Source organism: Cupriavidus sp. GA3-3 (assembly GCF_000389805.1).
Lineage (GTDB): Bacteria > Pseudomonadota > Gammaproteobacteria > Burkholderiales > Burkholderiaceae > Cupriavidus > Cupriavidus necator_D.
Genome location: NZ_KB944461.1, coordinates 432,361 through 444,372, shown reverse-complemented (window position 1 = coordinate 444,372; position 12,012 = coordinate 432,361). Strand labels below are relative to the sequence as shown.

The 12,012-nt window shown below is 69.2% G+C and carries 11 protein-coding genes; 8 read left to right on the top strand and 3 right to left on the bottom strand.

Annotation, left to right across the window (positions count from 1 at the left end):
* The first annotated feature begins 42 nt into the window (after window positions 1-42).
* Entirely contained in the window at window positions 43-798 is a 756-nt protein-coding gene (locus C265_RS04755; RefSeq protein ID WP_010813701.1) for a gamma-glutamylcyclotransferase, read from the top strand.
* Window positions 799-815: 17 nt separating this feature from the next.
* On the top strand, window positions 816-1,616 hold the full coding sequence (locus C265_RS04750; RefSeq protein ID WP_010813702.1) for an ankyrin repeat domain-containing protein: 801 nt from the start codon (window positions 816-818) through the stop codon (window positions 1,614-1,616).
* 69 nt (window positions 1,617-1,685) lie between these two features.
* Here the strand turns inward: C265_RS04750 and C265_RS04745 are convergent, their stop codons facing one another.
* Window positions 1,686-3,401 carry a long-chain fatty acid--CoA ligase gene (locus tag C265_RS04745; protein WP_010813703.1) on the bottom strand — a complete coding sequence of 572 codons (1,716 nt, stop codon included), beginning with the start codon at window positions 3,399-3,401 and terminating at the stop codon, window positions 1,686-1,688.
* 234 nt (window positions 3,402-3,635) lie between these two features.
* Here C265_RS04745 and trxA point away from each other — a divergent pair, with 234 nt between their 5' ends.
* Window positions 3,636-4,481, top strand: a complete 846-nt coding sequence (gene trxA, locus C265_RS04740; protein ID WP_010813704.1) for a thioredoxin — start codon at window positions 3,636-3,638, stop codon at window positions 4,479-4,481.
* Between the two features lie 70 nt (window positions 4,482-4,551).
* The gene (locus C265_RS04735) at window positions 4,552-4,929 is read left to right on the top strand and encodes a cupin domain-containing protein (RefSeq protein ID WP_010813705.1); all 378 of its coding nucleotides are present in this window, start codon (window positions 4,552-4,554) and stop codon (window positions 4,927-4,929) included.
* Window positions 4,930-4,935: 6 nt separating this feature from the next.
* On the opposite strand, the gene C265_RS04730 is transcribed toward C265_RS04735, so the two are convergent.
* Window positions 4,936-5,376, bottom strand: a complete 441-nt coding sequence (locus C265_RS04730; RefSeq protein ID WP_010813706.1) for a bacteriohemerythrin — start codon at window positions 5,374-5,376, stop codon at window positions 4,936-4,938.
* 124 nt (window positions 5,377-5,500) lie between these two features.
* On the opposite strand from C265_RS04730, the gene C265_RS04725 reads away from it, so the two are divergent.
* Window positions 5,501-6,079: an ATP-binding protein gene (locus tag C265_RS04725; protein WP_010813707.1), complete on the top strand. Its 579-nt coding sequence runs from the start codon at window positions 5,501-5,503 to the stop codon at window positions 6,077-6,079.
* Between the two features lie 15 nt (window positions 6,080-6,094).
* On the opposite strand, the gene tcdA is transcribed toward C265_RS04725, so the two are convergent.
* On the bottom strand, window positions 6,095-6,964 hold the full coding sequence (gene tcdA / locus C265_RS04720; protein WP_010813708.1) for a tRNA cyclic N6-threonylcarbamoyladenosine(37) synthase TcdA: 870 nt from the start codon (window positions 6,962-6,964) through the stop codon (window positions 6,095-6,097).
* A 211-nt stretch (window positions 6,965-7,175) separates the two neighbouring features.
* Between tcdA and C265_RS04715 the strand changes: the two genes are divergently transcribed.
* From C265_RS04715 to pdxH, 3 genes are all read left to right on the top strand, one after another.
* Window positions 7,176-9,527, top strand: a complete 2,352-nt coding sequence (locus C265_RS04715) for an AsmA family protein (RefSeq protein ID WP_010813709.1) — start codon at window positions 7,176-7,178, stop codon at window positions 9,525-9,527.
* A 308-nt stretch (window positions 9,528-9,835) separates the two neighbouring features.
* Window positions 9,836-11,029, top strand: coding sequence for an MFS transporter (locus C265_RS04710; RefSeq protein ID WP_010813710.1), 1,194 nt, complete (start codon window positions 9,836-9,838; stop codon window positions 11,027-11,029).
* 145 nt (window positions 11,030-11,174) lie between these two features.
* Window positions 11,175-11,813: a pyridoxamine 5'-phosphate oxidase gene (gene pdxH / locus C265_RS04705; RefSeq protein ID WP_010813711.1), complete on the top strand. Its 639-nt coding sequence runs from the start codon at window positions 11,175-11,177 to the stop codon at window positions 11,811-11,813.
* Window positions 11,814-12,012 lie beyond the last annotated feature (199 nt).

The following is a 12,012-nucleotide window of genomic DNA, read 5'->3' as shown; positions in this document are numbered from 1 at the left end:
CCCCCACCTTCCCGTGGCGCCGCTTTGATTTATGCTTCCACCATGGCCATCACGCGACAGGACCTCGAATCCGACCGTCTGCGCACCTCGCTGTGCAGTACTCCGGTCGCGTCCTCGCTGCTGCCGGAAGCCGTGCTCGAGCAGTCCCTTTCCGACACGCTGGCGCGCCGCCCGGAAGATCCCGCGCTTGGCGGCGATGTCTGGCTGTTCGGCTATGGTTCGCTGATCTGGAACCCGATGGTGGTGCACACCGAGCGCCAGCGCGCCACCGTGCACGGCTACCACCGCGGCTTCTACCTCTATTCCCGCATCAACCGGGGCACCTGGGACAACCCGGGCCTGGTACTGGGCCTGGACCGGGGCGGCTGCTGCCACGGCATGGTGTTCCGCATCCCCAGCCATGTGGTCGAGCAGGAATTCCGCGTGCTGTGGCGCCGCGAGATGCTGACCGGGGCCTACCATCCGCGCTGGCTGCGCATCCGCACCGGGGATGCCAGCGCGCCTGAGCAGCGTGCCCTCGCCTTCGTCATGAACCGCTCGCACGAGGCCTACGCCGGCCGGCTGCCGGATCCCAGCGTGGTCGAGCGCCTGCGCCACGCTGCCGGACTGTACGGCCCCGCGCGCGAATACCTGCAGCAGACCTTGCTGGGCCTGGCCACCAACGGCGTCGACGATCCCTACCTGGGCAGGCTCTGGCGCCAGCTGCAGGCCAACGATGCCGCCGACGCCGAGCGCGCTGCGCACGCCGCCCGCGACGACGCAGCGCCCCTGCCGGCCAGCCCCCACGAAACCGTCTGAGCCAAGGAGCTGCCGCCATGACGCGCCCCGCCGCCCGCACCCGCAGACAGGCACTCAACGAGCTGCTGGGCCTGATGGGATTGCTGATGGGGGGCGGCCTGCTGGCGGCCCAGGGCGGGCAAACCCTGGCGGCACGGCCCGCCGGCGGCGCGGCCAGCCAGCCCGCCGCCCGAGCGCCGCGCAGCGCGGCCATGCAGCCGCCGCCACGCCGCGACACCATCGGCACGCTCGACCGCAACCTGATCACCGCCGCCAGCGCCGGCGACCAGGACCTGGTGGCGCGCCTGCTGGCCGCCGGCGCCTCGGCGCGCGCGGCCGACGAGCGCGGGCGCAGCGCCCTGCTGGCGGCGGTGCAGAACCGGCACACCGAAGTCGCGCGCACGCTGCTGCTGGCCGGCGCCGATGTGAACCTGAAGGACACCGAGGCCAACAGCCCCTTCCTGCTGGCAGCCGCCACCGGCCAGGCCGACATGGTGCGCCTGGCGCTGGCGCACGGCGCCGACCTGGCCAGCACCGACCGCTATGACGGCACCGCGCTGATCGCCGCCAGCCAGCACGGCCATGTCGAGGTGGTGAAGCTGCTGCTGAAGGCCGGCGTTGCCGTGGACCATGTCAACGACCTCGGCTGGACCGCGCTGCTGGAAGCGGTGATCCTGGGCGATGGCAGCACCCGCTACGAGGAAACGGTGCAACTGCTGCTGGATGCGGGCGCTGACGCCAACCTCGCCGACCGCGAAGGCGTGAGCCCCACGCGCCATGCGCGCGAGCGGGGCTACAAGACGATGGTGAAGATGCTGATGCGGGTGCGGGGGCATTGAGGGCCGGCACCGCGTAAATAAAAAAAGCTGGTCGGGCGACCAGCCTTTTTCATTGGCTACCCGGCTGCCTCAGGCCGCGGGCCTCTCCTCTGCGCCGGTGTTGCGCGCATTCTCGCATTCCTGCAGATGGCGCCACATCACCTTGCCGGTGCCCGACTTCGGCAGCGCCTCAACGAACTCCACCACGCGCGGGTACTTGTAGGCGGCCATGTTCTCCTTGGCCCATTCGATGATCTGCTCCGGCGTGGTCTTGCCTTTGGCATGGGCGCGCAGCACCACCACCGCCTTGACGGTCTCGCCGCGGTACGGGTCGCGCGTGCCGATGATGCAGGCCTCCTGCACGTCCGGATGCTTGTACAGCAGGTTCTCCACCTCGGCCGGCCACACCTTGAAGCCCGACGCATTGATCATGCGCTTGAGGCGGTCGGTGATGAAGAAGTAGCCCTCTTCGTCCATGCGGCCCAGGTCGCCGGTGCGGAAGAAGGCCTTGCCCTCGAACTCGATAAAGGCGTCGCGGGTGGCGTCTTCCTTGCCCCAGTAGCCCTTGAACACCTGCGGGCCGCTGACGATGATCTCGCCGATCTCGTTGGGCGGCAGTTCCTTGAGCGTGACCGGGTCGACCACGCGCGCGTCGGTGTTGAAGGTCGGCACGCCCAGGCACTGCAGCTTGGGCCGGTCCGACGGGTTGCTGTGCGTCGGCGCCATGGTCTCGGACAGGCCGTAGCCTTCCAGGTAGTTCAGCCCGAACTGCTCGCGCAGGCGCTCGGCCACGGCCTGCGGCATGGCCGCGCCGCCGCCGCCGATATAGCGCAGGCTGGCCAGGTCGAACTGGGCCAGGTTGGGGCTGGCCAGGAAGTCGATCACCATGGTCGGGATATTGGTCCAGTGCGTGACCTGGTAGCGCGAGATCAGGCGGCCGGCCACCTCGCGGTCCCAGCGCGGCAGCATCACCACGGTGGCGCCGCTGTAGATCGGGCCGTTCATGCCGTACTGCATGCCGGTGACGTGGAACAGCGGCAGCACCGACAGGATCACCGATTCGGCGCCCGAGCCCGACCAGGTTGAGCCGCCGACGATGTTGTGCATCACCGAGCGGTGCGTATGGATGCAGCCCTTGGGGAAGCCGGTGGTGCCCGAGGTGTAGGGCATCACCGCCATGTCGTCCGGGCCGGCGGTGTGCGGGCCAGGCTGCAGGCCGGCACCCAGTGCCTCGGGCCACGCGGTGGCGCCCGCGGGCAGCGGATGCGGCGTGGTCAGCCAGGCCGGCGGCGCGTCTTCCGGATGTTCGTGCGTGGGCGGCAGCGCGTCGGCATACTGGGTCACCAGCATATGCTCCAGGCGCTCGGCCGGCGCCAGCTCCGCCTGCGCCTGCTCGACCCCGGCGGCCAGGTCGGCGGTGAAGATCGCCACGCGCGCCTGCGCGTCGGTCACGTAATGCTTGAATTCCTCGGCACGGTTCATCGGGTTGACCGGCACCACCACCGCGTCGGCGCGCAGGATGGCGTAGTAGCTGACGATGAACTGCGGGCAGTTCTGCATGTACAGCAGCACCCGGTCGCCCTTCTTCACGCCCGCCTTCTGCTGCAGCCAGCCGGCCAGGGCGGTGGCCTGCGCCTCCAGCTCACGGAAGGTGATGGCATTGCCGAAGTAGCGGATCGCGGCCTTGTCGGCATAGCGGAGCGCCGAGACTTCCAGGTTGGCCCAGAGCGAGGTCTCCGGCAGCACGATGGCGGTCGGCAGGCGCTTCGGCCAGAACTGGAAATGCGGGCGAGCTGGGGTCTGCATGCAAGGTCTCCTGTGCGGTCTCGCGGACCGGGGCTTTTGGTATGATCAAGGACTATAACCGAACGATCGTTCTATTTTCAACCGCAGACTTTCCCGAACCCTGCGGGCACGGTATTGGCACAGGGCGTTGCATTCGGCGCCTTCGCCCTCACAATAGGGGTATAGATTGCCTTGCCCCTTCGGGCGGCCCGCCCGGGCTGGCCGCTCCCGCCTCTCCCCGATCCAGGATTTCCCATGAGCGACGTGACCCTGCAGAATTTCGAAACCGAAGTGATCGAGGCCTCGCGCCAGGCGCCCGTGCTGGTCGACTTCTGGGCGCCGTGGTGCGGCCCCTGCCGCACGCTGGGCCCGATGCTGGAACGGCTGGAATCCGAGGCCGGCGGCCAGTGGAAGCTGGTCAAGGTCAATGTCGACGAGAACCAGGACCTGGCCGCGCACTTCGGCGTGCGCAGCATCCCGCATGTGGTGGCGATTGCCGACGGCCAGGCGGTGGACCAGTTCATCGGCGTGCTGCCCGAGTCCGGCCTGCGTGAATTCCTCGGGCGGCTGATGCCCAGGCCCGCGCAGACGGCCCTGCATGACGCGCTGCAACTGGCCGCCGAGGGCGACCGGGCCGGCGCCGAGGCGAAGTTCGACGAAGCCATTGCGCTCGACCCCGAGACCGACGCCGCCCGGCTGGCCTATATCGGTTTCCTGCTGGACGGCAATGCCATCGCCGAGGCCAGGTCGCAGTTCGAGGCCCTGTCGCCGCAGGCCGCGCAGCAGGACGCCCATGCCGCGCTGCGCATGCGCATGGATGCGATGGAGGGCCTGTCCGGCCTGCCGGACGAGCCCACCCTGAGCGCGCGCATTGCCGCCGACCCGCGCGACCTGGCGGCGCGGCGGGACCTGGCCAGGCTGCTGATCGCGCGCCAGCAGTACGAGCCGGCGCTGGAGCAGTTGCTGGAAATCGTGCGCACCGATCGCACTTTCGAGGACGATATCGGCCGCAAGACCATGCTGTCGGTGTTCGAGATGCTGGCCGACCGGCCCGACGTGGTGTCGCACTGGCGCCGCCAGCTGAGCACGGCGCTGAACTGAACGGCCGGGCCGCGGGCCCCGGCGCGGTAAACTGGCGGACTCAGTTCCGCCATTTTTCCTGCCATCCGCCATGCCAGCGCCCCGCCTGATCGACTTCAAGACCGAGCCCGCCCCCAGCCACGACCGCCCGCGCCCGGACCGGCTGGTGTCAGGCAACCCCGACCGCACCACCTGGACGCACTACAGCGCGCAGCACGGCGATTTCGACTGCGGTATCTGGGCATGCGAGCCCGGGGCCTGGCGCATCGCCTTTCCGGCCGGCAAGGAAGAGTTCTTCCATGTCATCAGCGGCCGCATCCGCATCAGCGACGATGCCGGCCAGGCCAGCGACTTCGGCCCCGGCGACGCCTGCGTGATCCCGGCCGGCTTTACCGGGCTGTTCGAGGTGCTGGCACCGGTGCGCAAGTATTTCGTGGTGATCGACCGCGACTCCGCCCACCCGGCCTGACTGCGCTCATGCCGCCGTGACCGGGCCTTCGACCAGCGTGAAGCCGTGCTCGCGCATATGCTCCACCATCATCGCGTCCATCGACTTGACGTGATGGTCGAACCAGCCCGAAAGCTCGGCCACCAGGCGGCGGCCAAGCTGGAACTCGGCATCGGTGTGCACCTTGTCGCGCACCGCGGCGGCCACGGCCAGCACCTGCTGGTGCTCGCCCGCGTGGCAATGGCGCGGGCCGAAGCCCATCGCCTCCATCCACTGCTCTTCCTGTGCGAAATGATGGCGGGTATGGTCGATCCATTCGTCCATCGCCGCCAGGAAGCCGGCATCGTCGGCGCCGGCCACCGCGGCCAGCAGCTGCACGAACTCGGCATGGGTGGCGTCCGTGACCGGTTCGCCCAGATGGAGGTGGTCCGGCAGGCCGGCGGAGGAAAGCTGGTCTTTGGCGTCCATGGATCGACGGCAATCGTGGGAGAAAACGGCAAGGATACCGAATCGGCGCGGCCCGGGCCTGATCTGGCGCAAGCCCAGGGGGTATGCTGTGGGCGATGCGCCCTGTCCGCTACACCAAACCCTCATGCCAAGACTGATCTTCTTCTGCGGCCATGCCGGCACCGGCAAGACCACCCTCGCCCACCGCCTGATCGGCCCGCTGATGCAGGCCACCGGCGAGCCTTTCTGCCTGCTCGACAAAGACACCCTGTACGGCCGCTACAGCGCCGCGGCCATGGCCGCGATCACCGGCGACCCCAATGACCGCGACAGCCCGGCCTACCTGAACAACCTGCGCGACCCGGAATACCAGGGCCTGCTCGACACCGCGCGCGAGAACCTGGCGCTGGGCATCAGCGTGATCGTGATCGGCCCGCTGTCGCGCGAGGTCAAGGCCCACCTGCTGCATGACCCCGGCTGGCTGCACGTGCCCGCCGGCACGACGGTGCGCACGGTCTGGGTCCATCTGCCTGAAGACGAGGCCCATGCGCGCATCATCCGGCGCGGCAATCCCAACGACGCCTACAAGCTGGGCCACTGGGAAGCCTACCGCACCCGGCGCTTCATGCCGGCGCCCGCGGATTATCCGGAGCTGATCTTCTTCGACAACCTTGCACCCGGCGACGCCGAGATCGACGGGCTGCTGCGCGCGCTGAGCGCCTGAGCGGCCCGGGCGGCTTCAGCCGCGCGCGATCGCGCCGATCACCGCCGACGCCGCGACAAAGCCGAACACCGCCGTCACCGCCACCGACGAGCCAAAGCCCGCGCAGGCCAGCCCCTGCGGGCCGCGCATGGCCGGCTGGCCCGGCTGCAGGTCCAGCGGCGGCGCCTCGTCGATCTCGCAGGCCTGCTGCTCGGGCTCGGGATATTGCAGCGGCTCGTCCGAATAGACCGCGGCGATGCCGAACTTCTTCTTCGGGTCGCGCGTAAAGCCCCATTGCTTGCGCAGGCCGGCGCGCACCTTGGACAGCAGCGGGTCCTGGATCGTACGCGCCAGGTCGTCGATGCGCACGCGCGTGGGGTCGAGCTGGCCGCCCGCGCCGCCGCAGGTGATCACCCGCACGCCCTGGCGCCGGGCCCAGCCGAGCATCCCAGTCTTGACGCGCACCGCGTCGATGGCGTCGATGACGTAGTCATAGCCGGCGCCGAGCAGCTCGGGCACATTGTCCGGCGTGACGAAATCATCGACCTGCGTTACCCGGCAGCGCGGGTTGATGGCCACGATGCGCTCGGCCATGGCCTCGACCTTGGCGCGCCCGTAGGCATCGCCCAGCGCATGGATCTGGCGGTTGGTGTTGGACAGCGCGATATGGTCCAGGTCGATCAGCGTGATGCGCCCGACCGCATTGCGCGCCAGTGCCTCGGCCGCCCAGCTGCCGACGCCGCCAATGCCGACCACGCACACGCTGGCCGCCTCCAGGCGGGCCAGGCCGGCGGCGCCGTAGAGCCTTGCCACGCCGCCGAAGCGGCGGTGGTAGTCATCCTCGGCCGGGCTTTCGTGGGTCAGCGGCTCGGGCAGGCCGGCCAGGTCGTGTGCGGCATCGTTCATGCTGGAGGTATCGGGTCGATGGAGTGCGGCAGGGTCGGCGCTTGGCTGCGCGGGGCAAGAATCCGGCATTTTCCGGCGGCGATGTCAGCCAATCCCCGACAAAGACAGGAAGCGCGCAACTATACAATAGACGTGCAGTGGTCCGTTCGCCGCCCCGCGCTGGCTTGGGCGGCCCCGGCCCTGCCCCCCGCCAGACAGGAGAGCCCGCCTCATGCCCGTGCGCCGCAAGGTTGTTCTGTGGAGTGTGCTGACACCCATCGCGCTGATCGCGCTGCTGGTGGTCGTGATCCTGACCTTCGACTGGAACCGCCTCAAGCCCTGGCTCAATGACCGCGTCACCGAGGCCATCGGCCGCCCCTTTGCCATCAACGGCGACCTGACCGTGACCTGGCGCCGCGGTGAGGGCGAGAAAGGCTGGCATACGCTGGTGCCGTGGCCGCGGCTGTCGGCGCGCGACATCACCATCGCCAATACCGACTGGGCCAAACAGCCCAACCTGGCAACCGTGCGCGAGCTGATCTTCGTGCTGCGTCCGATACCGCTGCTGGCGCACCAGATCGCGGTGCCGACCATTGTCGTCGACAGCCCGGCGGTGTGGCTGGAGCGCCTGCCGGACGCCCGCAACAACTGGACCCTCGAGTTCGGCCCCAAGAAGGGCCCGTCCGAATGGGAGCTGCATATCGGCGAGGTGGTGCTGGCGCGCGGCAACCTGGCGCTGGCCGACCAGCTCAAGAAGATCGAGCTGCAGGCGGAGCTCGACACCATCGGCGGCAGCCCGCTCTATGACAAGGCCCGCGACGGCGCGCTGGTCGCGCCCGAGGCCTCCGCGGTGCCGCCAGGGCCCCCGGCCAGTGCACCCGGCGCGGCCAGGGCAGCCTCCGCGCCAGCGGCTTCGGCGCCGGGCGTTTCCGCCCCGCCGGCCACGGCCAAGGGCCCCGACGACCGCTACGGCGTGCGCTGGAAAGCCACCGGCCGCTACAACGAGGCCACCATCAACGCCAGCGGCAAGGCCGGCACGGTGCTGAGCCTGCGCAACGCCGACGTGCCCTTCCCGATCCTGGCCGATGTGCGGGTTGGCACCACCCGCGCCGTGATCGAAGGCACCGTGACCAACCCGGCCCACCTGGCCGCGCTGGACGTGCACCTGACCCTGAGCGGCGACAGCATGGCCAGGCTCTATGCGCTGACCGGCGTGGTGCTGCCGTCCACGCCCCCGTACCAGACCCGCGGCCGGCTGATGGCGACGCTGCGCAAGCAGGGCTCGATCTACGAGTACCAGAAGTTCACCGGCCGCGTCGGCGGCAGCGACCTGTCCGGCACGCTGACCTTTACCAAGCGCGAGCCGCGCCCGCTGCTGGCCGGCAATCTGGTGTCCAACCAGCTGCGCTTTGTCGACCTGGCGCCGCTGATCGGCGCCGATGCCAAGCCCGGACGCCCCGCCAAGGACAGCCCGGTGGCCCAGCCGGCCGACAAGGCGCTGCCGGTGGCGCCATTCCGCACCGAGCGCTGGGACGAGATCGACGCCGACGTGCGCTTTGCCGGCAAGCGCATCATCCGCGATGCCGACCTGCCGATCACCGACCTGGTCACGCACCTGAAGCTGCAGGACGGCGTGCTGCTGCTGGACCCGCTGAATTTCGGCGTGGCCGGCGGCAACCTGGTGTCGACCATGCGCCTGGACGGCAAGCGCGAGCCGATGGGGGCCACGATCGACATGACCGCGCGGCACATGAAGCTCAAGCAGCTGTTCCCCACCTTTGACCTGATGCGCACCAGCATCGGCGAACTCAACGGCAGCGCGAAGCTCTCGGCCACCGGCAATTCAGTGGCGGCACTGATGGCGTCTTCCAACGGCGAAGCCAAGCTGCTGGTCGAGAACGGCACGGTCAGCAAGTTCCTGCTTGAAGCGATGGGGCTGAACGTGGGCAGCGTGGTGATCCGCAAGCTGTTCGGCGACAGGCCGGTGCGGATCAACTGCGGCGTCAGCGACTTTGCCTTCACCGACGGCATCGCGCGGGCGCGCACCTTTGTGCTGGATACGGAAGATGCGGTGGTCGAAACCACCGGCGGCATCGACCTGCGCAATGAAAGGCTGGCGCTGACCATCCACCCGGACTCCAAGGGCCTGCGCGTGTTCTCGCTGCGCTCGCCACTGTACGTGGGCGGCACCATGAAGAAGCCGTCCGTCAGCCCCGATATCGGGGTGCTGGCGCTGCGCGCCGGCGGCGCGCTGTCGCTGGCGCTGCTGGCACCGGTGGCGACTGCGGTGCTGCCGCTGGTGGACCTGTCCCCGGACGGCGAAGACAACCTGTGCGCAACGCTGCTGGCCGACCTGCGCAAACGCCCGGTCGCGCCGCCGCCGGGCAAGACCTACAAGGATCCCAGGACCGGCAAGACCGCCGGCATGACCGCCGGCAGGCCGATCCCGAAGGAAACGCCGGGGACCGCCGCGCAGGCTGACGCCCAGACCCGCCAGCCGGCACGCGCCAGCGAGCGCGAGGAGCGCAAGCCGGCGCCGGCACCGGCGCGCCCGGACAACGATCCCCTGTACAAGGGCGGTTGAGGCGCGTGCAAACCATGGCGCGTCGCCTGGCGGCCACATGTCCGCCCTTGTCTGAAGCAAAATCGCAACACTTTGCCCCGCTGCGACATCCTGCCGCACACAGCCGTTGTACCGCGCCCACGCCGGGCGCATAATTAAACGGCCATTTACAAGAAGTTTAAGCATGGCAAGCATCGGGTGCGGTGCGGGTTCGCCCGCTGCATCCTTCTGAAGGCGCGGCTGCGGCCGCCCTTTGTTTCCTCTTTATTTTCCCGCCTCGGCACGGCCGCCGGCCGCCACGAGCGCGGCCACCGCGAGCCCCCGTTCCCATGTCGCTGCCGCACACCGCCGTCCCGCCGATCACCTGGCTGATCGCGCTGACGGTGTGCAACCACGTGGCCTTCAATGCCAGCCGCGTGGTGGTGTCGCTGTTCGCGATTTCCCTCAAAGCCTCCACCATCACACTCGGCGTGCTGATGTCGCTGTATGCGGTGCTGCCGATGCTGCTGGCAATCCGCGCCGGCAAGCGCATCGACAAGATCGGGCCGCGCAAGCCGATGACCGCGGGCTCGCTGATGGTGGTGGCGGGCACGCTGCTGCCGGCGCTCTGGCACGACCTCGGCGCGCTGTACCTGTCATGCGCGCTGATCGGCGTGGGCTTCATGCTGGTCCAGGTGGCGATGCAGCTGCTGATCGGCCAGGTCTCCACCAACGAGACCCGGCTGCGCAACTACACCTGGCATGCGCTGGGGCTGTCGGTGTCCGGCACGCTCGGGCCGGTGGCGATGGGCTACGTGATCGAGCATGCGGGCTTCCGTCCCGCCTTCATGGTGCTGGTGGCGGTGGCGCTGGTCGGCCAGGCCGGCCTGCAATGGCTGCGTCCGCGCCTGCCGGCGCAAGGCGGCAATGCCGGGCGCATCGCCATCGAGGACGGCAGCCGCCACTCCACGCTGGACCTGCTGCAGCATGCCGAGCTGCGCGCGGTCTTTATCGCCAGTGCGGTGCTGTCCGCCGCATGGGACCTGCACGCCTTCCTGATCCCGATCCAGGGCTCGCGCATCGGCCTGTCGCCGTCGTCGATCGGCTGGGTGCTGGGCGCTTTCGCGATTGCCACCTTTGCCATCCGCGTGGCCATGCCGGCGGTGTCGCGCCGGCTCTCGGAGTGGAAAATCATCCGCAGCGCGCTGCTGGTGGGAGCGCTGGCCTACCTGGCCTACCCCCTGGTCACGCAGTTCTGGCTGATGTGCGGGCTGGCCTTCGTGCTGGGCCTGGCGCTGGGCAGCGCCCAGCCCAATGTCATGAATATCCTGCACACGGCGTCGCCGCACGGCCGCGCCGGCGAGGCACTGGGCCTGCGCTCGGCGGTGCTCAATACCAGCCAGGTGGTGTGGCCGCTCACGTTTGGCGTGGTCGGCACGGCGCTGGGCATGCTGCCGATCTTCCTGTCGATGGCGGGCGCGATGGGCGCGGCCGGCTACTACTCGCGGCGCCAGGGGCGCAAGGTGCTGCCACCGCCGGTTTAGCCGCCGCGGCAGGTGGCGCTGCCGATACGTTTGTCGCCACGCAAATGCGATCCCCGATGCATTCGCTATACTCGAATCAGCCGGACCTGCGGCCCCCGCCCCCGGGCGCACCGCGCATCCCGACCGATATCCTGATGATTGCGACATGACTCAACTTGCCGACCTTCGCCGTAGCTATGTGCTGGGCTCTCTGTCCGAAACCGACGTAGCGCCCGACCCGATGAGCCAGTTCAAACGCTGGTTCGACGAGGCGGTCACGGCCAAGCTGCCCGAACCCAATGCCATGACCCTGGCCACGGTCGACGCCGACGGCCAGCCGTCCGCGCGCATCGTGCTGCTCAAGGGCATCGACGACCGCGGCTTCACCTTCTTCACCAACTATGAAAGCCGCAAGGGCCTGGACCTGGCGGCAAACCCGCGCGCGGCGCTGCTGTTCCACTGGGTGCAGCTGGAGCGCCAGGTACGCGTCGAAGGGCGCGTCGAGAAAGTCTCGGACGACGAGAGCGACGCCTATTTCGCCACGCGCCCGCTGGGCTCGCGCGTGGGCGCCTGGGCCTCTGCGCAAAGCCGCGAGGTGCCCGGCCGCGACGTGCTGGAGCAGCGCGAGCAGGAATACCGCAGCAAGTTCGGCGAAAACCCGCCGCGCCCGCCGCACTGGGGCGGCTACCGCCTGGTGCCGACCGCGCTGGAGTTCTGGCAGGGCCGCCCGTCGCGGCTGCACGACCGCATTGCCTTCCGCCTGCAACCCGGCGGCGACTGGCAGATCGTGCGGCTGTCGCCCTGAAACGGTTGGCACGCGCCTGAACATGCGCCAACTACGCCGAACGGGTCGGTAGTGGGGTCTTCTGGGCGGTGCGCTGCACAAGCTGCGGAATTGGACTAAAGTGAGACCGGCGTCGCTTGGTTACTCTTTTCTTGCAGCGCTCGATACGGATTGGGCAAGGTTCCAGCTCAGTACCAACCTTGCCTGATGCGTCGGCCGC

What these genes read in the sequence shown, in the direction of transcription:
- pdxH (WP_010813711.1), top strand. Translation starts at nt 11,175, where the DNA reads ATGACTCAACTTGCCGACCTTCGCCGTAGCTATGTGCTGGGCTCTCTG.
- C265_RS04725 (WP_010813707.1), top strand. Translation starts at nt 5,501, where the DNA reads ATGCCAAGACTGATCTTCTTCTGCGGCCATGCCGGCACCGGCAAGACC.
- C265_RS04750 (WP_010813702.1), top strand. Translation starts at nt 816, where the DNA reads ATGACGCGCCCCGCCGCCCGCACCCGCAGACAGGCACTCAACGAGCTG.
- C265_RS04715 (WP_010813709.1), top strand. Translation starts at nt 7,176, where the DNA reads ATGCCCGTGCGCCGCAAGGTTGTTCTGTGGAGTGTGCTGACACCCATC.
- C265_RS04730 (WP_010813706.1), bottom strand. Translation starts at nt 5,376, where the DNA reads ATGGACGCCAAAGACCAGCTTTCCTCCGCCGGCCTGCCGGACCACCTC.
- C265_RS04755 (WP_010813701.1), top strand. Translation starts at nt 43, where the DNA reads ATGGCCATCACGCGACAGGACCTCGAATCCGACCGTCTGCGCACCTCG.
- C265_RS04710 (WP_010813710.1), top strand. Translation starts at nt 9,836, where the DNA reads ATGTCGCTGCCGCACACCGCCGTCCCGCCGATCACCTGGCTGATCGCG.
- tcdA (WP_010813708.1), bottom strand. Translation starts at nt 6,964, where the DNA reads ATGAACGATGCCGCACACGACCTGGCCGGCCTGCCCGAGCCGCTGACC.
- C265_RS04735 (WP_010813705.1), top strand. Translation starts at nt 4,552, where the DNA reads ATGCCAGCGCCCCGCCTGATCGACTTCAAGACCGAGCCCGCCCCCAGC.
- C265_RS04745 (WP_010813703.1), bottom strand. Translation starts at nt 3,401, where the DNA reads ATGCAGACCCCAGCTCGCCCGCATTTCCAGTTCTGGCCGAAGCGCCTG.
- trxA (WP_010813704.1), top strand. Translation starts at nt 3,636, where the DNA reads ATGAGCGACGTGACCCTGCAGAATTTCGAAACCGAAGTGATCGAGGCC.